We start from the raw sequence: 23525 nt of genomic DNA, 5'->3' as shown, positions 1-23525 counted from the left end.
TCGTTTAACCTTTGAACTCGGGTTTAAACGCCTTATAATATTCATTGAATTTTTCTTGAGTATCCATTTCCTTATGGTCGTCGTTTTTAAACAACTTCAGGTATAGCTCCAATTGTGTAGGTTTTTGATAGCCTCTAATCGGTGCAAGCACATCGGCCTTTTCATCAAAAAACACAATGGTTGGATAAGCATTTACTTGTAAATATCTCGACAATTGATGCGCACTGTTTCTAGTATTCGCCCTTGCTGGATTGTAATTAGGGTTTGAATAGGTTTTGCCTTTATAAGTTACCACATCTTCCCCTTCGGCATTAAACTTTACAGCGTAGTAATGTTTGTTGACGTAATCCACAACATCCGGGTTGTGAAAGGTGTTTTTATCCAACATTTTACACGGCCCGCACCATTTGGTGTACACGTCCATCATTATTTTTTTAGGATTCTTTTTTTGAAGCTCTAAAGCCTCGTCAAAGGACACCCAATTTATCTTTTGTGCTACGCCACTTAATGAAGTTAGAAGCGTTATGACTACAATAAATACTATTCGTTTCATGGTAAATTTGTTGCAAATGTTGTGCCCAACTTACAAAAAATGCACCTAAGTCGGTGCATTTTCGTTGATTTTTAACGTTTTTTTCGATTAACGTACGCCGTGCATTAGCTTTTTAATAACTGGATAAAGTATTGCTGATAATACCGCCAATGCAAAAGACACCCCGGTTAGTATCCAGAAAAAATGACTGATCCCGTTCTCTTCTGCAATAGCTTCAGAAGATTCAGCAAACATTCCTGCCATTTTCATACCAATTGCTATAGCCAAATACCAAATACCAAACATTGTGGCAATCATTCTTGCCGGCACCAACTTACTAACATAGGATAAACCAACTGGAGAAATACACAACTCGCCCATTGTATGAAACAGATAAACCAATATCAGCCAAATCATACTTACTGATGCTGATTTTGCACCTGGTTCTATACCGCCCGCTCCGAATGCCACGCATGCCATACCTAAACCTAAAAGTCCCATACCTATAGCCCATTTCATGTTAGCATTAGGATTGTATTTACTCTCCCACCATTTAGAAAACAATGGTGCTAGAGTAATTATAAAAAGTGAGTTTAAAACGGAAAACCATGACGCAGGGACTTCGGTCTGGTCTTTTTGGAATTCAGCTGTCAACATCCAAATGGCAATACCCCAAACAATTAGAAAACTTAAGGATAAAAATATATTTGATAGCGCATATTTCGCAAAGGTCTTTTTAAATAACATTACTAAAACCCAGGTAATTAGCCCCAAAGGAATAATCGTCATTAATGAATTGACAATTTTGAAAGTTAGCCCTGCACTACCTTCTAATGTGCGTTGCGTATAATCTCTAGCGAATACAGTTAAAGAGCTAGGAGACTGCTCGAAAATAGCCCAAAAAAACATGGTTACAAACGCAAAGAATATTATTGCTATCATCTTTTCCCTCGTTGTTTTAACGTATTTTGGAATTCTTATAATTAACAATAAAACGAATAAGGCCAATGCAAATAAAATAGCCACGGTTGGCCCCTGCAAACCAAATAATTCAAATCGGAATAAATTTATCACCCCTTCTGAGATTTTGGAAATAGGATCATTGAGAACCCATGCCAAGCCTAATGATGCAGCCACAACAATAATAATCCTTTGAAACAGTGTAAAAGGGTTTCTTTTATTTTCGGATAGGTCATCTGGAACTTCAGGTGAGGTATCTGCAATTATATCAATAACATCTTCATTTTTATTTTTAGGTTTTAACGCAATATTCCCAAAAATACCTTGAGCATACCAAAATTGGAGTAAGCCAAAAAGCATAAAAATTCCAGCAACGCCAAAACCCCATGACCAACCTACCTTTTCGCCTAAATAACCACAAAGTAAAATTCCTAAAAATGCACCCGCATTTACTCCCATGTAAAAAATGGTATAAGCGCCATCCTTTTTTTCCGGCTTTGTCTTATACATTTCTGAAATTATCGAGGTCATGTTAGGTTTAAAAAAACCACTCCCAAAAACCAAAAGCGTCAATCCCAAATAGATGAAAAAAGTCGTTTCTACGGCCATACAGGCATGACCAAGCGTCATTAATAACGCCCCAAGCACAACTGCCTTTCGGATTCCAATAACATTGTCGGCAAAATAGCCTCCCAACATGGTAGAGAGATATACCAAGGATGTGTAGGTCCCAAAAATAGCATATGCCCATTCTGGAGGCCAACCCCAACCGCCTTCATCCATTATGGAAGCCGTAAAAAATAATATTAATAAGGCTCGCATACCATAGTACGAAAAGCGTTCCCACATTTCGGTAAAAAACAGAACAAATAATCCCGCTGGATGCCCTAACACCTTGTCTTTAAATAGATCTTCTATTTCGGTTGTCATATAACTTGGTTTTAATTTAATTCATTAGTGCTTTTTTTCCATCAAAACTTCATCTTCGCCACTTTCATCAGAATCTATTCCATGCATCATTTTTTTCACAAAAGGTGATAATATCAATAAGATGACTCCAAAAATAAGACCCGTATAAAATAAGCTTTCAAACAGACTTAAGTAGCTTGCCTTGGCCCCAGCCAAATCTGTAGCCTTACCACCTGATGTATCAATACTTGCCAAATTAGCCAATAATGATGCAATATACTCCGACCCAGCGGTTGCCAAAAACCAAACCCCCATCATGAACCCAACTATTTTTCCAGGTGAAAGCTTAGTCACATAAGACAAGCCAACTGGTGATAAACAAAGTTCCCCACATGTATGTAAAAAATAGGCTAATACTAGCCATATCATTGCCACCTTACCAGCACCTGAAATTTCGCCTCCGAAAACCAATGCGCCAAATCCTAAACCTACTAACAAAATACCAATAGAAAACTTAACTGCCGCATTGGGGTTCAACCCCCTCTTATCAAGTTTAATCCACAGCCATGCAAAAACGGGAGCTAAAAGAATAATAAATATGGCATTGAGACTTAAAAATGCTCCAGGGGCTATCTCCCCAAACATAGAGGTTTCCCTATCCAAAGCCCTGTCTGCAAACAAATTCAAGGAAGTATATGCTTGCTCAAAAAGTGCCCAAAAAATTACCGAAAATAAAATTAAAACCGTTAGCGCAAACAGCCTGTCTCTTTCAATTTTCGTCGCTTTTGAAGTGGCATACCAAATTATATAAATCAACGAACCAGCCCCTGCAATCATCAATAAAACTTCAACAACACTATGGTTTTGGACCATTTGCCAAACCACAACGGTTCCTAAAATGGCAAGGATGTAAATCGTCCACTCATTATTAATTCCAAGAACAGACTTTTTTTCCAATAAATTTAAATCCTTTGGCTCGGCTTTACCATAAAAATATTTTTTGCCATAAATAAAGGTCACCAAACCAAACAACATTCCAACGCCCGCTGCCCCAAAGCCATAACTCCAACCATAAGTTTCACCCAACCAACTACATATAATAGTAGCAAGTGCAGAACCCAGATTTATTCCCATGTAGAATATTGTAAACCCAGAGTCCCTGCGTTTATCGCCTTTTCTATATAACTCACCTACAATCGATGAAATATTGGCTTTTAAAAAACCCACACCTACTATGATCAGAGCCAATGAAAAGTAAAACACCTGTAAAGCAAAATCATCTCTTTCAATAATACCATTAGCCATTTCCGTTGCGGCGTTGCCCTCATATGCCATACCTAAATGACCAAGAACCAGCATAATTCCTCCGAAAGTAACTGCCTTTCTAAAACCCAAAAATTTATCCGCTAGGTAGCCCCCAATTACTGGCATGGCATAAACCAATGCGGCGTAACTTCCAACTAACAAATTTCCGGCCTCATCAGAAAACAAATGATATTTAACCAAATAAAAAATTAAAAGCGCCTTCATTCCGTAAAAAGAGAAGCGCTCCCACATTTCAGTTAAAAACAAAATGTACAGCCCTACCGGATGCCCAAATAGTTCTTTTTGTTTTGCAATTGTTGAAGTTGCCATATAATATGATGTTAGTGTTTTATCTTTTTAACTGTGATTCCTGCTCCTATTCTTCGGTTTTATTGCCTAAGGTTTCGTCAATAAAGTCAGTCATTTTTTGAAATAGATGTAATCGGGTATTCCCTCCATAAATTCCATGGTTTTTATCTGGGTAAATGGCCCAATCAAATTTCTTATTGGCCTGCACCAAAGCCTCTACCAAACGCATGGTGTTTTGCACATGCACATTATCATCGCCCGAACCGTGTACTAGCAAAAAGTCTCCTTTTAGTTTACTCACGTAGCTGATGGGGGAGTTATCATCGTACCCTTCCGGGTTGTCCTGCGGTTTGCCCAAATATCGCTCAGTATAAATGGAATCGTAAAAACGCCAACTGGCAACGGGCGCAACGGCAATGGCCATTTTAAAAACGTCATTCGCTTTAAACAATGCATTGGCGCTCGTGAAACCGCCAAAACTCCATCCCCAAATACCTATTCTATCTTTGTCAATATACGGCAAATCTGCCAATTGCCTAGCGGCCTGAATTTGGTCCTCAACTTCAAATTTCCCCAAATTGTTTTGAGTGACCTTTTTAAAATCTGCGCCCTTAAACCCTGTCCCTCGGCCATCCACGCAAACCATGACATAGCCTTTTTGGACCAAAAACTGGAACCAATAATCGTTATAACCATGCCAAGAATTTACCACTCTTTGAGAACCAGGCCCTGAATATTGAAACATCAACAACGGATATTCCTTTGAGGCATCAAAATCCGCAGGCTTTAACATCCACATATTTAGGTCGTTTCCATTGACATTGATGGTACTGTATTCTTTTTTTGAAGTTTGATATGTCGACCACTTTTTGGACAATTGGTCATTATCCAAAATGTCTTTGAGTAAATTTCCATTAGAAGCACTGTTCAGCGTATATTCCGGAGGCGTTGAAGCATTCGAAAATTTATTGATGAAATATGAAAAATCCGCATTAAAGTCCGCATCATTATTACCCTCCTTTTGGGTCAATTGTTTTTTATGTCGGCCGTTTAATTTTATGCTGTACACATCCCTGTTGATGGACCCATTTTCGGTAGATTGATAGTACACCAAATTAGCTTTGGGGTTATACCCATAATAAGCAGTGACTTCCCAATTTCCCTTGGTAATTTGATTAATCAAATCCCCGCTTTTTGAATAATGGTAAATATGATTATAGCCATCCTTTTCACTAGTCCAAATAAAGCTGTCGTCCTTTAAAAAGGTGACATTATAAGTGATATCTACATATGCCTCATCTCTTTCTTTGAGCACTAAAGTTGGCCTGTTTTCTTTGACATTAACGAACCATAAATCCAATTCATTCTGCCTGCGATTCATGAACTGAATACTCAAGATATCAGGATTATTGGCCCACTTCATTCTTGGGATATAGAAATCTTTATAGTGCTTATCTACCTTTACATCTTCTGTCTTTTCATCACCCAAATCATAAATGTGCAACGACACTTTTGAATTGGCCTCACCAGCTTTTGGGTACTTAAACACTTGCTGGTTTGGATACAATGTTTTACCATAAATATCCATGGAAAACTCAGGGACATCAGTTTCATCAAATTTGATAAACGCGATTTTATCACCAGCCGAATTCCATTCAAAAGCCCTTACAAAAGGAAAGGTCTTTAAAGCGGAATAATAGGAAAACTCCTCTTCGTAAACCCAATCCGTAATCCCATTGATAATTTTGTTGGTTTCGCCGTCAAAAGTGATTTGCTTGGTTTCACCGGAATTTAAATCTTTAACGTACAAATTGTTATTTAAGGCAAAAGCTACTTTTGTCCCGTCCGGAGAAAATGTAGGCTCCTGTATTTTCTCTTCTGAAACTTTTTGAACGCTTTTTGTACTAATATCATAAACAAAATAAATCCCCTTTGAGGAATGCCTGTAGATTTGTTCCTCCTCGGTTACTAAAAGTAATTTGGATTCATCGTTGCTAAAAGTATAATCCGTAAAGTAGTTTATTTCTGGAATATCTGCGGAAGACACCAAGGTCTTAACTTTTTTTAAGGTTTTATAGTCGTAGATATCCACCATAGTGGCAGGAATGCTTCTTTCAAAATTGAAAACGGAATACTGTTTTCCATCTTTCATGGAATGGAGAACATCCATACTTTCGGTGCTAAACGCTCCGCTCCAAATCTCTTCAAGGGTAATGTTTTTAGTTTGAGCATTGAATGAAAAAGAAAGAAAAAGACAAATTAAAAGGGAGATTTTCAAATATTTCATACACGTATCGCTAGCTTATTCAATAGTAGTTTCTAACTTCCACATCTTATCATTTTATTGAAAAAATATTACAAATTATGGGCTTTTGAATAAAAAAACTACCTATTTTATAAAGAGTTGTCAAGTTTACTAAAAATTATGTAATTAAACGAAATTATTAACAGATAAATCACCTCTTTTCCAAAGCCATTCAATATTCGTAGCAAGAGTGGTATCTTTGCACTTTAACATAAAGGGTGATGAGTAAAACCATATCTGGCTTTTCAAAGCTGTCAAAGTCCGAAAAAATTGATTGGATAGTGAGTTCCTGTTTTTCAAATGCCTCATATGCCAAAGGCATCTTGAAACAGTATTGGAATACAGACGAACAACTGCAACAGCTTCATGATGAGTTTATTGAAAACACCATCACCAACTATTATTTACCGCTTGGGGTAGCTCCTAATTTTCTGATTAATGAGAAAATGTATACTATTCCGATGGCTATTGAAGAGAGTTCGGTTGTGGCTGCGGCTAGTAAAGCGGCCAAATTTTGGTTGGACAGAGGAGGCTTTAAGGCTAGAGTGATTTCGACCAAAAAAATCGGGCAAGTACATTTTATGTTTTATGGTGAATTTGAAGCCTTGAAACGTTTTTTTGACATTGTAAAACCCAAACTCATTGCTGGCGCCAGACATATTACTGCCAATATGGAAAAACGCGGTGGTGGTATTTTCGATATTGAACTTCGCGATAAAACCAATGATATCAAAGGGTATTACCAATTGCACGCTTCCTTTGAAACCCTAGATGCCATGGGTGCTAATTTTATCAATTCCTGTTTGGAACAATTTGCGCAGACATTTAAGAAAGAAGCCTTTAACTTTGAAGCGTTTACTGATGAAGAGCGACAAATTGATATTGTGATGAGCATTTTGTCCAATTATGTGCCTGAGTGTTTGGTTAGGGCAGAAGTAAGTTGTCCTGTAGAAAATTTGAGCGAGAACGCATCCATTTCTGGGGAGGCTTTTGCCAAAAAGTTTGTGCAGGCAGTTAATATTGCTGAAGTTGAGCCCTATCGTGCCGTAACCCACAATAAAGGTATTATGAACGGTGTGGATGCTGTGGTTCTGGCTACTGGAAATGATTTTAGAGCTATTGAGGCAGGGGTACATGCTTATGCTTCTAGAAATGGGAAATACAGCAGTTTGTCCCATGCCGAAATCAAGGATGGCATTTTTAGATTTTGGATGGATATTCCTCTGGCTTTGGGTACTATTGGCGGGCTTACTGGCTTGCATCCATTGGTGAAATTGTCCTTGGAACTTCTTCATCAACCCTCTGCCAAAGAATTGATGCAAATCGTGGCTGTTGCAGGTTTGGCACAAAACTTCGCCGCTTTGCGCTCTTTGACGACTACGGGAATACAACAAGGCCATATGAAAATGCATTTGTTGAATATATTAAATCAATTTGGCGCCAACGATAAAGAAAAACAGACTTTGACAGAACATTTTAAAAGTACTCCCGTTACCCATGGTGCGGTGGTGGAGGCTTTGAATAAGTTACGAAATTGATTAGTCGCGCAAAGGCACAAAGTATTACTCAAAACACCTTCCTTTTGAAAATATTTAGAAGTAACGGGAAATTATTATTATCAGGCGAGTATGTAGTACTTGACGGTGCAAAAAGCCTAGCTATACCAACTAAATATGGGCAATCATTAACCGTTGAAAGCCATGAAGACCCTCTACTCCATTGGAAAAGCTTTGACGAAAAAGGGAATTCTTGGTTCGACGGCACTTTCGAAATAATGAAAGATGGCGAATTAAATGCGCTTCAAAAGGATGAGACTTCAAAACGACTGCTTCAGATTTTATATGCCGTTAAAACTTTAAATCCTCGGTTTTTTGACGACCAAAAAGGTTTTAATGTCGAAACACATTTGGATTTCCCAAGGAATTGGGGATTGGGAACGTCTTCAACGTTAATCAATAATATTGCTCAATGGACAAACATAGATGCCTATAAACTCTTAGAAATGACCTTTGGTGGTAGCGGTTATGATATTGCCTGTGCGCAGCACAATTCGTCCATTACCTTTCAATTAGTTGATGGAAAACCAGAAGTTCAAATAGCTGGTTTCAATCCTCCATTTAAAGAACATCTTTATTTTGTTTACCTAAATAAAAAACAAAATAGCCGAGAGGGTATTGCACATTACAAATCCTTAAATACAGGTTTAAAACCTATTATTTCTGAAATAAATGACATCACTTCACGAATGATTACCTGTAAGGAGTTGAATGCATTTCAACACTTAGTTTCGAGTCACGAAGCTATTATTTCAAACTTAAATAAGATGGAAACCGTAAAGTCCATTTACTTCAATGATTTTAATGGAGCTATAAAAAGTCTAGGTGCGTGGGGTGGAGATTTTGTTTTGGCCTGTTCTGAAAGTAATCCAACCGCTTATTTTAATGAAAAGGGGTTTAAAACCGTGATACCCTACAGCGATATGGTAAAGCCCTTCCCGCCCTCCCTATAGGGAATGTGTTCACTCAAACGTGAGAAACTAAAAAACCATATGGCTCTGGAAATTCCAGAGCCATATGGTTTTCTTTTTATCTGAATCAGACTTCCTGCCCTATAAGGAGTCCCGATAGCTATCGGGAAGGTGGGCACTATTGAATCTGCAACTTCGCCCTATTATCCTCAATATCTGCGGCATCTTTTAGCGCATTGTAGAGTTTCGAGTTTACCGCTCCAGATTTTTGTTGCTCAATCCTATTGGCTGCCGCTTGATAGTTATCTAACTCTACTGCCGGTGTTTTCTTGGTCACCTCAATCATATACACACCCTTTTCGCCTTCTATAAGACCAGAAGTTTCCCCCTCATTCAAAGCAAAAGCTGCTCCAACAACCACTGGCTCCCTTCCTGCTCCCGAAATAGTTGGGTTTTTCATGTTTATTGCAGATGCAGTTCTAACCGTTGTGTTTTCTGCAGCAGCCACATCGTCTAAAGTAGATGCTGACACACGCTCTTTAATCAAAGCTGCCTTTCTCTCTTTTCTTATTTTTGGTAATACCGTTGCTGAAGCATCTTCAACAGACATTAAGCCTTCCTCGTGTACAGCCACCAACTGCGCAATAGCATAACCGTTTGAAGTCGTGAAACGCTTTACATCTCCCACTTTGACATCCTCCTCAAATGCCCAACGCACTATTGGTCTTTGATTACCGATTCCTGGAATATTCTCATCCAAAGCCTTTACACCGTTTACTGGACGAATGGTATAATTATTTTCTTTAGCCACAGCTTCAAAATCGCCCTCGCCAGCTTTGATTTCAAAATTGGAAGCATCCCTAAAAATGGCATTAATGGTTGTCTCTGATGGCTCAATTTTCCTGGCAATAGTACCAACTTTAACGGCCTTCTTTTTGTCACTTTGGCCTTCAACCTCAATCACATGGAATCCAAAAATAGTCTTCACCACACCAATATCACCAACCTTGCCTTCGAACTCAAAAGCGTTGAACTCCGGAACCATCTGTCCGTAAGGGTGCCAATCATAACGGCCTTCATTAGCAACACTTCCTTGGTCCGAAGAAAACTCAGTAACCAATTCTGGAAACTTGGATTTATCTCGCTTAATAACCGATAGTAAACTATCCGCCAAAGCTTTTGCTTGGTCTTCAGTTCTCGTAACATCCGGGCCAGCACTTTGTGCTCCAATAAAAGGGACCAAAATATGTCTCACTTTAGCCGAATCTGGAAGATTTTTGGTTTCAATAAGCTTGGTTAACTTAAACATACCATTGTCCTTGTAAGGCCCAAAAACATCGCCTTGTTTCAAATTATAAATGCTATCTGCCACTGAAGCGGGCAAACTTGATTTAAACACGAAACCATCATTGAATTTCTCATCCGAATCACCAACCAAATTGATATAACTTTCATGCTCGGCAACCTCAGCAAAAGGCTTTATGGAATCCGTTCTTCCATTATTGTATTCAACGGTTCCGTTTTTATACTTCTCCAAAATGGCTTTAATTGCATTTTCATCTTCTATGGTAGCCTCTTCCTTAAATTCTACATATTTGATATCGCGGGAAGCCTCTACTTCAAATTCGCTAGCGTGTTCCTTTATGTAGGCCTTAATATCAGCTTTGCTTACATTAATCGTGCTATCTATAATTGAAGAATATGGAATTTGAACATATTTGATGTCCACCAAATTACCCTCCATTTTATGGTCCAATTCACCTTCAGCAAGAGTACCGACTAAACCAGCTTTTACCAAGTTGAAATAGTTTTGTTCTAAAGCTCTATTAGCCAATTGCTTTTCATAGGTTACCCAATCAGAATAGGTTATGGGACGACCACCCAAAAAACCTGGTTGTGGTGCGATTTCCTTTAAGTTGGCAATGAATTCATTCAGTTTATTTTCATCAAAAAGACCTGCGGCATTTTGAAACTCAGGATTGGCAGACAAGGGTGTTTTCAACAAATCGCGCATTTGATCTTGCTCTACTGTAATGCCCAATTTTTCATATTGCGTTTTAAAAACAGCCTCTCGCAGTTCTTGGTTCCACACTCGGTTCATTACTTGCGTATTGGTAGCGTTTGGCCCCATTTGGCGTTGCAAAATTTCCACTTTTTGCAAAAAGTCATCGCGCTTTACTTCAATATCGTTAATGGTAGCCACTGTATCCTGAGATCTCGCGGAAAGGGCATCACTATTACGGAACAAATCCGCCAATACGAATGAAAATAAGGCCAATGCAATGACCAAAATCAGGATTAATGAACGCTGTCTAATTTTATTTAAAACTGCCATGGGGTTGTCTTTAAATTTTAACCGTTTATTGTTGGTTTTTTGTTATGCGAATTTGCCTTGACACCGTTAAAACAAAATCCCTAAAGGACTTTAACTTTGGGGGGTTGACAAAAATATCGTGCGCGAAAATACCATTTTCTGTTTAATAATAAAAGGGGAAATCAGGTTTAATTGGACTAAAAAGCGATGCTGGGGGTATTCGTTAATCCGACTCCATAATTTTGAGCTCTACTAGATCGATTTTGGTATTTGATACTTCCAAAACTGTAAACTGCAAAGATTCAATGTCAATTATTGCACCTTGCTCGGGGATTTCTTCGGTATGGTTCACGATAAAGCCCCCCAAAGTTTCATATGCTTCGTCCTCAGGAAGATTAATTTTATAGGTTTCATTAAGGTAGTCCACTTCCAAACGGGCAGAAAACACATAAGTTTGCTCGTCCACCTGCTCTTCTTTCAGCACGGCCGTGTCGTGTTCGTCCTCAATTTCGCCAAACAATTCTTCCACGATATCCTCAACAGTCATAATTCCTGATGTGCCACCATATTCATCCAAAACCACAGCAATACTTTTGCGCTTTTTGATTAAAATATTCAGCACGTCGCTAATCAGAACAGTGCCCGGCACAAACTCCACTGGCATCAAAATAGACTTGATAGTTTTAGGTTTTTTGAAGAGCTCAAAAGAATGGACATAGCCCAAAATATCATCAATGGAATCTTTGAAGACCAAAATTTTAGAACAGCCTGTTTCGGTAAACAAAGCACTCAGAGATTTAATGGTATCGTTGATGTCTACGGCAATAATCTCGGTACGGGGCACCATCACCTCGCGGGCCTTTACCTCAGCAAACTCCAAAGCATTTTGAAATATCTGGATTTCGGAATCTACCTCGTCGTGCTCCTCCACCGATTCCATCTGCTCGCTTATATAATTGCCTAACTCTACTTTGCTAAATGCGATCTGGATATTATCGCCTTCGGTCTTAAAGAAGTACTTTAACACCATATCCGAAATCCAAATCACAAAATCGGAAACCCAGGTGAACAGTGCATAAAATATAAAAGCTGGAATAGCCAGTATTTTCACTAATGAATTGGCATAAATCTGAAAAAACACTTTGGGCAAAAACTCCGCAGTTATCAATATGACAAAAGTTGAAATTATCGTTTGCGAAAGCAGGCTTAAATCCGTAAACATATAGTTAACAAAGGCCGAATCCGACGGCAACATGGATTGAAACCAATTGACCAAAACATCACCCATAAAAAACCCGTAAACTACCAAAGCGATATTGTTTCCAATAAGCATGGTGGTAATAAATTTTGAAGGCTTGGCAGTCAATCTAGTTAGTACATTTGCCAAAATGCCTTCTTGTTTCTTTTCAATTTCAATATGGATTTTATTGGAGGACACATAAGCGATTTCCATACCCGAAAAAAAAGCGGAAAGAATTAGTGATAATGCAATAATAACAGCGGACAGCGTCATTTATTGATCTTTGTTATCGAACTTTTTATTGAACCGTCTTCGGAAAAAGAACATAAATATTGCCGTAGCCCCCAACAAGATAGAAGCATAAGCAATTTCGCCGTTATTCGAATATTTCGAAATGGCATCGTAGAAAAACAGGATGGCAAATATCAAATAAGCGTATTGAAAAAACTTGGTGTATTTCATCATTTGGACATAAAATGTATGCAAAGATAGTCAAAATTGAAATGTTTAACTGAATGAAAACCGGACGATTATTTACTCATCCAAAGTGATTATCCCCGTGATTTCCAGCACCTCTGCATTTGTAAAATCTCTGTTAGAATCAAAACCATTACCGTGAATCAAATCCTGACCCGTTCGAAACGTAACGGGTTTGTTTGTGAACAGCCATTCCTTACCTTGATCAAAATACAGTTGTTGGGCAAAAAGCGTATCCTTACTATGCATAGCAATCTTAACGTTGCCCTGTAAATCTATCAAATCTGTTTTTAAGTACAAAACAGCATAGTCTGAAATTATAACATTCCTTTCACCGCCCTCACCGAATAGCTCCAAAAATATTCCTTCCGTAAATTCCCTGTAAGGAAAATTGCGATTTGTAAAATCCAACATTTTATCGCTTTGCAGTATAACTTTTACCTTTCCAGAATCTGTATATTTCAAGTGAATATTTTCAGCTTCCCCGATAGGTTCATTTTCTGAAATACCGATTTTCTGAACTTCTTTGAAGTTGTTTTTACATGAAAAAACCATAGTCATGGAAATTGCCATGACTATGGTTAAAATATTATTTATATTAAGTTTTCGCACTAAAGATTAGGCACTTGTACTGAAGCCCCTATCCAACAACCAATTTTAATAGTTTGTCCTGCATTACCAGCTGTAAAAATTTCAGCTCTTTGAGGTGCTTTTGCTTCATAATTTGCCGCAGACTGCGCCGCCGCTTTCTTTAAAGTTGGATCAACACGAGAAGCTTTTCTAGCTTCTTGAGCCGCTAACCAGTACACTGCTCTTTTATTAAAGTTAGTATCCCCACAGTTTTTAGCACTAGAGGCATACATTGTTGCAATAGATAAATGTGGACGACCATTAGATGGGTTCAACTTTAAGGCCTCTCTGAAGAAACCCCTAGCAGCTCCGTAATTCCCTTTTGATTTCAATTTCAAACCAATTCTGTAGTTCAACTTTGATTTCTTAAAGTCGTCTGTTTCCAAACTAATGGCTTGCTTGTAAAAGTCGATAGCTCCTCTTGTATCCCCATCTTTATCCTTCAATATTCCCAGATAGAATGCAGAATTTGCAGATGGGCTGATTTCATGATATGCGTTTACCAATTTAAAGAATAACGGATCGTCCGTACATTCTTTTTCGGACATTTTTCCAGCCGCACGTTTTAACCAAACTGCATCAGCCCTATGGGCTTCAAAGTCTTTTGTGTAAAGAGGTATCAAGTTTTCACAATTTGCTCTGTCTCCAAGCTTTCCATCAATACTACCAGAAATTTGGTCATACGCTTTTAAATAGCTTTCAAAATATCTCTTATAGCTTTTCTCTTTTTTGGATAAGGCAACTCCTTCTTGCCCATCTACACCTTCTTCTTTAGCAACAAGTTTGTTCAATTTTTCAGAGTAGTTCTGAACTTCACCTTCCACTTTTTCAACCACATCATCGTATTTATTGAACAAATCCTTTGGCGGTTTCTTTCCTGCATCGTATAAATCCACCATCAGAGAAAAATAGGTATATAAACTTTTCGGATTATTAAAAGTGCTTTTATCCATATGATAGGCATTATCAAAACACTCAAAAAGCTCCTCGTCTGTTTTGCCTAAAATATCTCTATTATCATACATTAGCTGACATGCCTTGGCCATATACTCCCCTTTGGGCGTTTTGCTTGTGAAGTACTCAGCTCGTTGTTCCCAAAGCAAAAGCAAGTCTTCCATAAAGGCCTTTTTTTCTGCCCCAGAAGAATTTTCAATTTTATGGTCTAGAATTTTTTCACCATCAATATAAATGGCATTATTAAATTTAGGGCACTTATTTCTTACTGCCATCCATGGCTCATATGCCTCATCGAAGTTTTTTGCCTTTGTATATTCGTGGAATACTGAAAGTTTAGTCATACACTCTTCATCCTGCGCAAATCCTAAGCCTAAGCCTGCAACTAAAAGTGTAAAAAATAATGTAATTCTTGTTTTCATGATAATTAAATTATGCTGTTAGTCATATTTTCGCTTTTGAAACCATCTATCGTTCAAAGATAAGCTAATCTGAAAATTTATAAAATTCTCTTGTATTAAATTACTGTTAGTCGTTCCTCGCCTACCAATTTCAAATCCTAGATTGGCGTTGGAGCCAAATTCCCCAACCGGAACACCTACTCCAAAAGATATGCCAAACTCGTTTATAGACTCTTTTCCCAAGTTATTTTCGATAACCAAGCCTGTTCTTTCAGTTCTGAAACCAGCCCTGTAAACTATTCGTTTGAGATAACTGGAAAACGAATTGTACTTGGGGATATAAAATCCTCCAAACGAGAACGTTGACCCATCCTCGTAAATAGTTTCAGTTGCCACATCATCGTATAAAGGATTGCCAAAGTTACTGATTTTCTGGAAAGTATATTCGGCACCCACAAACCACTTTAGGGGTTTTCCGATCCCTGCACCAAAAGAAAATTTAGAGGGCAATACTAAATCCGTCTCCTGCAAACCGCTATCTTCCAGATCAACATCAACGGTAGCAATAGTAAATTCCCTTCCGGCAGTACCTATGTTAACCGTTGAAAACGAACGTAGGTTTTGGGACGTTAGTTTACTTTCGGGGGTATATGTAGCACCCGTTACTAGCTCCAAATTATTTTTGAGCATCTTTTTATATGACACCCCGAGATTTAAATTTAAACCGCTTAGGTCAGAACGGTTGTTTTCACGAGACTGCAGGTTCAATGGCACCCCATCACTGTCGAAACGAAATTCGATAGCGCTATTTCTAATATTTCCAAAGTTATAATTAAGGTCGACACCAATGCTTAACTCATCCGTAACCGAGTAAGCCAAGCCGGCAAACACTTTATTTAAACCTCCTTCCCCATTTAAACGATTTTTGGTTTGGCCTTCATCGTTCAAGGTTTCCAACTTATAGCCCACAGCTGTATAAGGCAGAAGCCCAAAGCCAAAACCAAATTTCCCGATAGGTACGGCCATTGCCAAGTAATCTACTGACGCTGAGGATACATTGGCTTCGCCCGAGCTACTTTTTAAGGTTGACGAAGTATAACTTCCTCCAATGGTATATTTAACAGGACGGTTTTCATTATTAAAACTGGCCAAATTCGGTCCCGTGAAGGACGCCGGGTTTCTAAGATTCACATGGATACTGTCGGTATAAATACTCAAACCTCCCATGCTGCGATTTTCCACCGTACCCTTAAATTTTAAACTACCGATACCATAAAACGAATAAGGTGAGGCAATGCCTTCTTGCGCAAAAGATGAAATACTAAATACAGCAATAAAAACTACTAAAAGTTTTTTTATCATTAGTTTGAATTGAATTCCAAAATATAATTTAAACCCTCCAACAGAAAATTTGAGTTGGCAAATATGCTACTTTTTAATTGTTCTGACAAGAAATTAGCATCCCCTCCTGTTAAAATAACTGTTAAATCCGAATATTTTTCTAGATAGGCTTTTATAAAGCCATCTATTTCATTTACAACACCGTTTACCACACCTGAATGTATAGAACTGCTGGTTGACGTCCCAATAATATTGGATGAAGCTTCTGTCTCTAAAAACGGTAAATTTGCAGTAAAATTATTTAGTGATTTATAGCGCATTCTAATACCAGGTGAAATGGCACCACCGAGATATTCATTTTTATCCGTGATAAAATCATAAGTGATACACGTACCGGCATCTATAATCAGCACGTTGTTATCTGGGTAATGCAATACGGATGCACTGACTAGAGCAATTCTATCGATACCCAAGGTTTTGGGGGTATCATATTTATTTTTGAAAGGCACTTTGGTGGTATGGGAAAGCTCTAAAAGATTTATAGTCTTTTTGATAGACTTAACCTGGGTTTTACTTAACCTGCCAACCGAGGAAACGATACCTTTTTTTAGTTTCGAATACTTGCTGTTCAAAGCCATCACTTCATCTACAACCTCTGCAAGTCTGGTGATTGTTTTAAAAACGAGCTCGTCCTTTTCAAAAACCGCCAGCTTTACATAAGTATTCCCTACGTCAATAACTAAATTCATCCCCATATGAAAAGCGTAAATCTACAAAACCGCATTAATTAATATCTTAAAAAATTTATAATTGTTCCGATAAAAAATCGGGTACTTTTTATTATTTTTATTTTGGCGAATAACAAAAATGAATATATATTTGCATCCGCTTTGGCGAGGTTCCTTAGCTCATCCCGATAGCTATCGGGAGTTAGAGCAAAGAAAAAATCGCATAGTATGAGGTACCTTAGCTCAGTTGGTAGAGCAAAGGACTGAAAATCCTTGTGTCCCTGGTTCGATTCCTGGAGGTACCACAAAAAAATCCCGAAACTTCAATGTTTACGGGATTTTTTGTTTTTGTCATTTATCTGAACTACTTTAGAGAATAAACAAGTAACTCTAAAAAACAATGCCTAAACGCATTACCCTAAAACATATTGCCGATACGTTTGGTGTGTCCATTGCCACGGTGTCCAAGGCTTTGAGCGATAGCTATGAAATCAGTACCAGCACCAAGGAAAAAATTGTGGCTTATGCTAGGGAGCACAACTATAAGTCAAAAAGCATTGACCTCAGTTTATTAAGCAAAAAAACAAAAACCATTGGGGTTATTATCCCAAATATTATGAACAGTTTTTTTGCCAAGGTATTTGTTGGCATTGAGGCTACAGCTAATAAACATGGCTACCATTTGATTTCCTGTATTTCCAATGAATCCTACGAAAAAGAGGTAAAAACCATAGAGCTTTTAAAAAGTGATACTCTGGACGGCATCATTATTTCGCTTGCGGAAGAAACCCAAATGAAACAGCAATATGCCCATTTAAAAAACGCCATTAATGAAGGGGTGCCAATGGTGATGTTTGATAGAGTTTCAGATAAAATCGATTGTGATAAAGTGATTGTAAACGACAAAGTAGGTGCTTTTGAAGCCACCGAACACTTGCTAAAAACGGGTTGCAAGCGCATAGCGTTGGTTTCAGTAATTGATAATTTAAGTGTGGGCAAACTAAGGGTTGAGGGCTATAAAAATGCCTTAGAAAAACACAACATTCCGGTTGAGGAAAAACTCATTATACGCTTGGGTAGATTTGAAGATTTTGATACTGCCTTAAAAATTACTCTATCGGATAAAACCATAGACGGTTTGTTGTGCCTGGAAGAAAGCGCAGCTATAAATGCACTTCGCATTGTAAATCACATGAAATACCGGATTCCTGAAGAAATGTCCATTGCCTGTTTTACCAATGGCAAAATTTTGCAACATTTGACCCCATCCATTTCCGCCATTAGCCAACATGGCAAACATATAGGGGAAACCGCAGCAAGCATTTTGATAGATCGGATTGAAAAGGACGATCAGAACAAACCTAACGCTACAAAAGTGGTGAAAACAAGTTTTATCGAACGCGAAAGCACGAGAAAAGTTTGACGAGAATCCCCCCGAAAAAACTTTGATAAAAAAAGTGACGGCAGTTGCCAAAGCCACCTGCCGTCCCTAAAAGAGCTTTTAAAAGTTGTTTTACTATGTTTTCCAAATACTTTCCATTTCCTCCAAGGTTTTGCCCTTGGTTTCTGGGACTTTTTTAAATACAAAATATATCGATAGTATAGCACCCAATGTATATAAACTATAAGCAAAAGCAAGCCCCATTGAACCGAGTAACATAGGAAAGGTTAATGTTACAATAAAATTCGCTATCCATTGGGATAGTCCTGCAATTGCCAGTCCAAGACCCCTGATTTGATTTGGGAACATTTCACCGAGCATTACCCACATTACAGGGCCCCATGAGAAGTTAAACAGCATAACATAGGCATTAGCCGCTATTAGTGCAAGTATGCCCATGGCGTCACTTAATTGTAAGGTTTCCTGTCCTGTTGTTGGATTAATCTCAAGTGCTCCCGTAGAAAATGCATACACTACCAAAGCTAATGTAACACTCATTCCAATAGAACCAATCATAAGTATCGGTTTTCTTCCAATTTTGTCAACCAAGAATAAGGAGAGCACAACGCCAGCAATACTTAGGGCACCAGAAATCACATTAATCAATAATGAATCGCCTTCATCAAACCCGACCGCTTGCCAGAGCACAGCACCATAATAAAACACCACATTAATACCAACAAATTGTTGAAATGCGGCAAGTCCAATCCCTACCCATACAATCGGTTTTATACGTCCAAGGGTTTTATCATATAAGTCTGAAAATCGTGGTTTGTGATGGTCCGAAGCTAATGATGAATCTATTTCCTCAACTTTTTGCTCTCCCATCAGCGCACCATAAATTTTACTGAGCACTTTCTGTGCTTTATCCTTATGTCTTTTTGCTACCAGATAACGTGGACTTTCCGGTATAAACAATAGAGAAACAAAGAAAATAGTGGCCGGAATTAATTCCACCCAAAACATCCAACGCCATGTTTCGTAATCCCACCAAAATGGATTCAAGGAGGAACCAGAAATATCGGCCAGTTTATAATTACTCAAAAAGGAAAAAAATAAGCCTGCGATAATGGCAATTTGCTGAGTAGTAGCCAAAGCACCCCTATATTTTGCGGGCGCAATTTCGCTAATATATGCGGGTGCCATAACCGAAGCTGCACCTACACCTAATCCCCCAAGAATTCTATAAATTATAAACTCTATTGACGATGTAGAAATTCCTGAGCCCCAAGCAGATATTATAAATAAAATAGAAGCCGCGATAAGCATGGACCTCCTACCATATAAGTCGGCCAATTTACCTGCAAAAAACGCACCCACAGCACAGCCTAACAACATGGACGCTACATTGAAACCACTACCAATATTTTGCGCCTCAAAGGCTATTTCAAGTCCTTTTACCGTCCCGTTTATAACACCACTATCAAATCCAAAAAGAAAACCTCCCAAAGTAGCAACTATGGTAATTCCAATGACATATAATTTATTTACTTGTTCTTCTGTTTCCAAAATAATATGTTTTAAATGTTTGTAATTTTTCTTTAGGGACTTTAAATGCGATAAACTAATGCATTAAGTGCTTAAATATACTGATTTATAATATTCTCAAATAATTCCTGCTTACCACTCTTCAATTGTAGTTCTCCATTTTGTTGGGCTATTTTGAACAGGTCGTTAAAATCCAGTTTTCCTGATTCAAAAGCCTTTCCGTCTCCAGAATCAAATGACGCATAACGTTGCTCTCTTAACTTGTCGTACGCCGAAGATGATATGATTTTATCGGCAGTAATCAACGCTCTTGCAAAGGTATCCGCTCCACCAATATGCGCTAAAAAGATATCCTCGAGGTCAGTAGAGTTCCTTCTGATTTTAGCATCAAAATTAACACCGCCCCCTTGCAGACCACCTGCTTTCAAGAAAACTAGCATAGCTTCTGTAGTTTCTTGAATATTATTTGGGAACTGATCGGTATCCCAGCCATTTTGGTAGTCGCCACGGTTGGCATCGATACTTCCTAGCAAACCTGCTTTCGCCGATACTTCTAACTCGTGCTGAAAAGTATGTTGTGCCAATGTTGCATGGTTTACCTCAATATTCATTTTGAAATCTTTATCCAATCCATAATTTTGAAGGAAACCGATTGCTGTAGCCGCATCAAAGTCGTACTGGTGCTTCATGGGTTCCATAGGTTTTGGCTCAATAAAGAACGTACCCTTAAAGCCTTGCGCCCTGGCATAATCCCTTGCCATAGTTAAAAACTGTGCCATGTGATCAAGTTCGCGCCCCATATCCGTATTCAATAGGGACATGTAGCCTTCACGTCCGCCCCAAAACACGTAGTTCTCGCCGTCCAATTTAATCGTAGCGTCCAAAGCCAATTTCACTTGGGCTCCTGCTCTGGCTACTACATTAAATTCAGGATTGGTAGATGCACCATTCATATATCTTGGGTTTGAAAAACAGTTGGCTGTTCCCCAAAGCAGTTTAATACCAGATTCGGCCTTTTTCCCTTTAATATAGTCCGTAATGGTTTCCAACCTCTGTTCTGACTCCGATAACGATGCCCCTTCCGCTACCAAATCGAAATCGTGAAAACAGAAATAATCAAAACCCATTTTACTAATAAACTCAAAGGCGGCATCGGCTTTATCCATTGCAGCCTGAATAGGGTCATTAGATTGGTCCCATTCAAAACTTTGGGTTCCTGGCCCAAATGGGTCTGCCCCTTGTCCGCAGAAGGTATGCCAATACGCTATTGCAAATTTAAAATGCTCCCTCATGGTTTTACCTGCAACCACTTGGTCTGGGTTGTAGTACTTAAATGCTAATGGGTTGTCGGAATCTTTGCCTTCGAATTTAATCTCGCCGATTCCTTTAAAGTATTCTTTGTCTCCTAAAATTGCCATTTTATTAATGTTTATGCGTTGATATGTTTATTTGTTCTGTACTTGCGTTTTGGATTGAGGTCCCGATAGCTATCGGAATTGAAGCTCTTTTTGTGTTGTTGCACCTATGCAACACAAAAAAGCGACTGCCGAAAGCCCGACCTCCCGATAGCTATCGGGAGCAGTAACGCCCTAATTATTCAAAATCAATTCCAATTGCTTTTTCCAGTTTTGATATGCTGTTTCGTAGGGTTTTTTGTTGCCCAAGGGTTTGTAGGTCATCACATGGTCGTTTGCCGAGATGTGTTCGCCAAATTTTTTGAAATCGCCATCGGTCAACCCTACCGCTCGGGCCGCACCCACGGCACCCGTGGTATTATAAATTTCAATATCGTGTCCGATTAACGTGGCCACGGTTTTTGAAAATATTTCGGAACGGAACAGGTTGTCATTGCCTGCCCTTATGACTTTGATTTCGGCATTATCAGCTTTTAAAATATCCATGCCATAGACAAAGGAAAAGGCAATGCCTTCCAGTGCCGCACGACATAAATGACCTTCGCTATGTGTATTTAAGTTCAAGTTACAAATGTGGGTTCCCACTATTTTGTTGTTGAACATACGCTCGGCGCCATTCCCATATGGAATTACGCAAACACCCTCTGACCCAACGGGGATAACATCTGCCTTGGCATTCATTTCCTCATAAGAATTGGAAGCCAAGTTATCCTTGAGCCAACGGTATTGAATCCCTGCACCGTTGATGCATAGCAGTTTTCCTAAAGTCTTAGAAGTTTCCCCATAATTGACATGGGCAAAGTGGTTAATCCTCGACGGCTCTTGGGACTTTAGCACATCGGTTACGGCGTACACCACTCCAGATGTACCACCGGTTGCCGCTACTTCGCCATGATTGAATACATTTAGCGACAGAGCATTGTTGGGCTGGTCGCCCGCTCTGTATACAATAGGAATACCCTCTAGCAATCCGGTTGCTTTTGCTCCAGAACTGTTGACACGACATTGGTCGCTAAAATTTTCAACTATTTCCGGCGTTAAATTCTTGTCAATGCCATAGTATTCCAATAGCCAATCGGCAACGGCATCGGCTTTATAATCCCAAAGTATACCTTCAGAAAGCCCATTTTTTGTGGTATTGATATCACCGGATAGCCTAAGAGCAACAAAGTCCCCTGGCAACATATACTTGTGAATTTTAGCATAAACATCCGGTTCATTATCTAGAACCCACTTTAATTTGGACGCCGTAAAATTGCCTGGTGAATTCAATAATTTTTGCATACAAGCATTCTCCCCTAAAGCTTCAAAAGCAGTATTTCCAATATCTACGGCACGACTATCGCACCAGATGATAGAGTTTCTCAATGGTTCGCCGTCAGCATCAACCACAACCAACCCATGCATCTGATAAGAAATACCTATTCCTGCAATTTTGGAAGCATCAATACCACTCTCTTTTGTAGCCCGTTTTGTGCCAATACACACATAATTCCACCACAAATTTGGGTCTTGTTCTGCCCAATTTTGTTGTGGCGCCACAATTTCCATTTCGTTTACCGGTTCATTGAGAGTAATGACGCTTGCCCCTGTTTCGGCATTCACAATGGCTACTTTTACCGAAGAGCTCCCCAAATCATATCCTATGTAGTACACTTATTTTAGTTTGTTAGTTAGAGGGATGAAAGTTAAACATTCACCCTAAATTTTAAGGAAATTACAAGATATACTTTTTTCGTTTCTACGAAAAATTTAAGTGATACTAAATATTTCTAAATTCTGTTAAGTCCAGTTAATTTTATCGACATAACCACTAGATGCTTATATTTACAGCTAAAATTTTAAAATGCAAAAGACATATTACGATCCCGCAGACCTCCGAAAATTTGGGAACATCACTGAATGGAGCGAGGAACTAGGTACTAAATTTTTTGAGTATTACGGCAAAGTGTTTGAAGAAGGCGCCCTTACCGCCAGAGAAAAATCATTGATTGCCTTAGCGGTTGCGCATACCGAGCAATGCCCCTATTGTATCGATGCCTATACCAAGGACGGTTTGCAACGCGGTGTTACCAAAGCAGAAATGATGGAAGCCATACATGTTGGTGCCGCCATAAAAAGTGGTGCAACGTTGGTGCATGGGGTACAGATGATGAATAAGGTGAATAAGTTGGATGGGTAAAGAAGCCCCTCGTGGCCTCCCCAAGGGGAGGAACTTTACTCAAACACAAAAAATAGTAGTTTTAAAATGAATGGGGTTATTGAGTAAGTTTTGGGCGTTACCACTCCCGATAGCTATCGGGAGATCG

18 protein-coding genes and 1 tRNA gene are annotated in these 23525 nt (G+C 38.8%); 5 read left to right on the top strand and 14 right to left on the bottom strand.

Features of this window, described 5'->3' with window-relative positions; genetic code table 11:
- Positions 1-4 precede the first annotated feature (4 nt).
- The 4 genes from H7U19_RS01915 to H7U19_RS01900 all read right to left on the bottom strand — a co-directional run bounded on the left by H7U19_RS01915 (position 5) and on the right by H7U19_RS01900 (position 6302).
- Positions 5-553, bottom strand: coding sequence for a thioredoxin family protein (locus H7U19_RS01915; RefSeq protein WP_186558147.1), 549 nt, complete (start codon positions 551-553; stop codon positions 5-7).
- Positions 554-640: 87 nt separating this feature from the next.
- Positions 641-2422, bottom strand: a complete 1782-nt coding sequence (locus H7U19_RS01910) for a peptide MFS transporter (RefSeq protein WP_186558146.1) — start codon at positions 2420-2422, stop codon at positions 641-643.
- 24 nt (positions 2423-2446) lie between these two features.
- On the bottom strand, positions 2447-4036 hold the full coding sequence (locus tag H7U19_RS01905) for a peptide MFS transporter (protein WP_186558145.1): 1590 nt from the start codon (positions 4034-4036) through the stop codon (positions 2447-2449).
- A 46-nt stretch (positions 4037-4082) separates the two neighbouring features.
- Positions 4083-6302: a S9 family peptidase gene (locus tag H7U19_RS01900; protein ID WP_186558144.1), complete on the bottom strand. Its 2220-nt coding sequence runs from the start codon at positions 6300-6302 to the stop codon at positions 4083-4085.
- A gap of 239 nt (positions 6303-6541) precedes the next feature.
- Here H7U19_RS01900 and H7U19_RS01895 point away from each other — a divergent pair, with 239 nt between their 5' ends.
- Positions 6542-7858 (top strand): hydroxymethylglutaryl-CoA reductase, degradative, encoded by a 1317-nt coding sequence (locus H7U19_RS01895; RefSeq protein ID WP_186558143.1) that lies wholly within the window; start codon positions 6542-6544, stop codon positions 7856-7858.
- A gap of 44 nt (positions 7859-7902) precedes the next feature.
- Positions 7903-8829, top strand: a complete 927-nt coding sequence (locus H7U19_RS01890) for a GYDIA family GHMP kinase (RefSeq protein ID WP_186558142.1) — start codon at positions 7903-7905, stop codon at positions 8827-8829.
- A 136-nt stretch (positions 8830-8965) separates the two neighbouring features.
- Here H7U19_RS01890 and H7U19_RS01885 read toward each other — a convergent pair whose 3' ends face one another.
- From H7U19_RS01885 to H7U19_RS01855, 7 genes are all read right to left on the bottom strand, one after another.
- Complete coding sequence (locus tag H7U19_RS01885; RefSeq protein ID WP_186558141.1) at positions 8966-11122, bottom strand: peptidylprolyl isomerase; 2157 nt, start codon at positions 11120-11122, stop codon at positions 8966-8968.
- A gap of 202 nt (positions 11123-11324) precedes the next feature.
- Complete coding sequence (locus H7U19_RS01880) at positions 11325-12614, bottom strand: hemolysin family protein (protein WP_186558140.1); 1290 nt, start codon at positions 12612-12614, stop codon at positions 11325-11327.
- Positions 12615-12806 carry a hypothetical protein gene (locus H7U19_RS01875; RefSeq protein ID WP_343069063.1) on the bottom strand — a complete coding sequence of 64 codons (192 nt, stop codon included), beginning with the start codon at positions 12804-12806 and terminating at the stop codon, positions 12615-12617.
- A gap of 69 nt (positions 12807-12875) precedes the next feature.
- A complete protein-coding gene (gene lptC / locus H7U19_RS01870; RefSeq protein ID WP_343069062.1) occupies positions 12876-13430 on the bottom strand; it encodes an LPS export ABC transporter periplasmic protein LptC in 555 nt (184 codons plus the stop codon).
- On the bottom strand, positions 13430-14824 hold the full coding sequence (locus H7U19_RS01865; protein ID WP_186558138.1) for a hypothetical protein: 1395 nt from the start codon (positions 14822-14824) through the stop codon (positions 13430-13432). The genes lptC and H7U19_RS01865 overlap by 1 nt, the downstream gene beginning before the upstream one ends.
- Positions 14825-14842: 18 nt before the next feature.
- Positions 14843-16165 carry a BamG family beta-barrel-assembly machinery protein gene (bamG, locus tag H7U19_RS01860; RefSeq protein ID WP_186558137.1) on the bottom strand — a complete coding sequence of 441 codons (1323 nt, stop codon included), beginning with the start codon at positions 16163-16165 and terminating at the stop codon, positions 14843-14845.
- Positions 16165-16893, bottom strand: coding sequence for a type III pantothenate kinase (locus H7U19_RS01855; RefSeq protein ID WP_186558136.1), 729 nt, complete (start codon positions 16891-16893; stop codon positions 16165-16167). The genes bamG and H7U19_RS01855 overlap by 1 nt, the downstream gene beginning before the upstream one ends.
- 211 nt (positions 16894-17104) lie before the next feature.
- Here H7U19_RS01855 and H7U19_RS01850 point away from each other — a divergent pair.
- Both H7U19_RS01850 and H7U19_RS01845 read left to right on the top strand, forming a co-directional pair.
- Positions 17105-17177 (top strand) — tRNA-Phe (locus tag H7U19_RS01850).
- Positions 17178-17272: 95 nt separating this feature from the next.
- Positions 17273-18295, top strand: a complete 1023-nt coding sequence (locus tag H7U19_RS01845; protein ID WP_186558135.1) for a LacI family DNA-binding transcriptional regulator — start codon at positions 17273-17275, stop codon at positions 18293-18295.
- 93 nt (positions 18296-18388) lie between these two features.
- On the opposite strand, the gene H7U19_RS01840 is transcribed toward H7U19_RS01845, so the two are convergent.
- The 3 genes from H7U19_RS01840 to H7U19_RS01830 all read right to left on the bottom strand — a co-directional run bounded on the left by H7U19_RS01840 (position 18389) and on the right by H7U19_RS01830 (position 22872).
- A complete protein-coding gene (locus tag H7U19_RS01840) occupies positions 18389-19882 on the bottom strand; it encodes a sugar porter family MFS transporter (RefSeq protein ID WP_343069073.1) in 1494 nt (497 codons plus the stop codon).
- Positions 19883-19893: 11 nt separating this feature from the next.
- Positions 19894-21219: a xylose isomerase gene (gene xylA, locus H7U19_RS01835; protein WP_186558134.1), complete on the bottom strand. Its 1326-nt coding sequence runs from the start codon at positions 21217-21219 to the stop codon at positions 19894-19896.
- A gap of 171 nt (positions 21220-21390) precedes the next feature.
- A complete protein-coding gene (locus tag H7U19_RS01830; RefSeq protein ID WP_186558133.1) occupies positions 21391-22872 on the bottom strand; it encodes an FGGY family carbohydrate kinase in 1482 nt (493 codons plus the stop codon).
- A 190-nt stretch (positions 22873-23062) separates the two neighbouring features.
- On the opposite strand from H7U19_RS01830, the gene H7U19_RS01825 reads away from it, so the two are divergent.
- Positions 23063-23398 carry an arsenosugar biosynthesis-associated peroxidase-like protein gene (locus tag H7U19_RS01825; RefSeq protein WP_186558132.1) on the top strand — a complete coding sequence of 112 codons (336 nt, stop codon included), beginning with the start codon at positions 23063-23065 and terminating at the stop codon, positions 23396-23398.
- The last annotated feature ends 127 nt before the right edge of the window (positions 23399-23525 follow it).

The organism is Hyunsoonleella aquatilis (genome assembly GCF_014270105.1).
GTDB classification, from domain to species: Bacteria; Bacteroidota; Bacteroidia; order Flavobacteriales; family Flavobacteriaceae; genus Jejuia; species Jejuia aquatilis.
The sequence above is the reverse complement of the archived record's forward strand: the minus strand, read 5'-3'. Positions and strand labels throughout refer to the sequence as shown.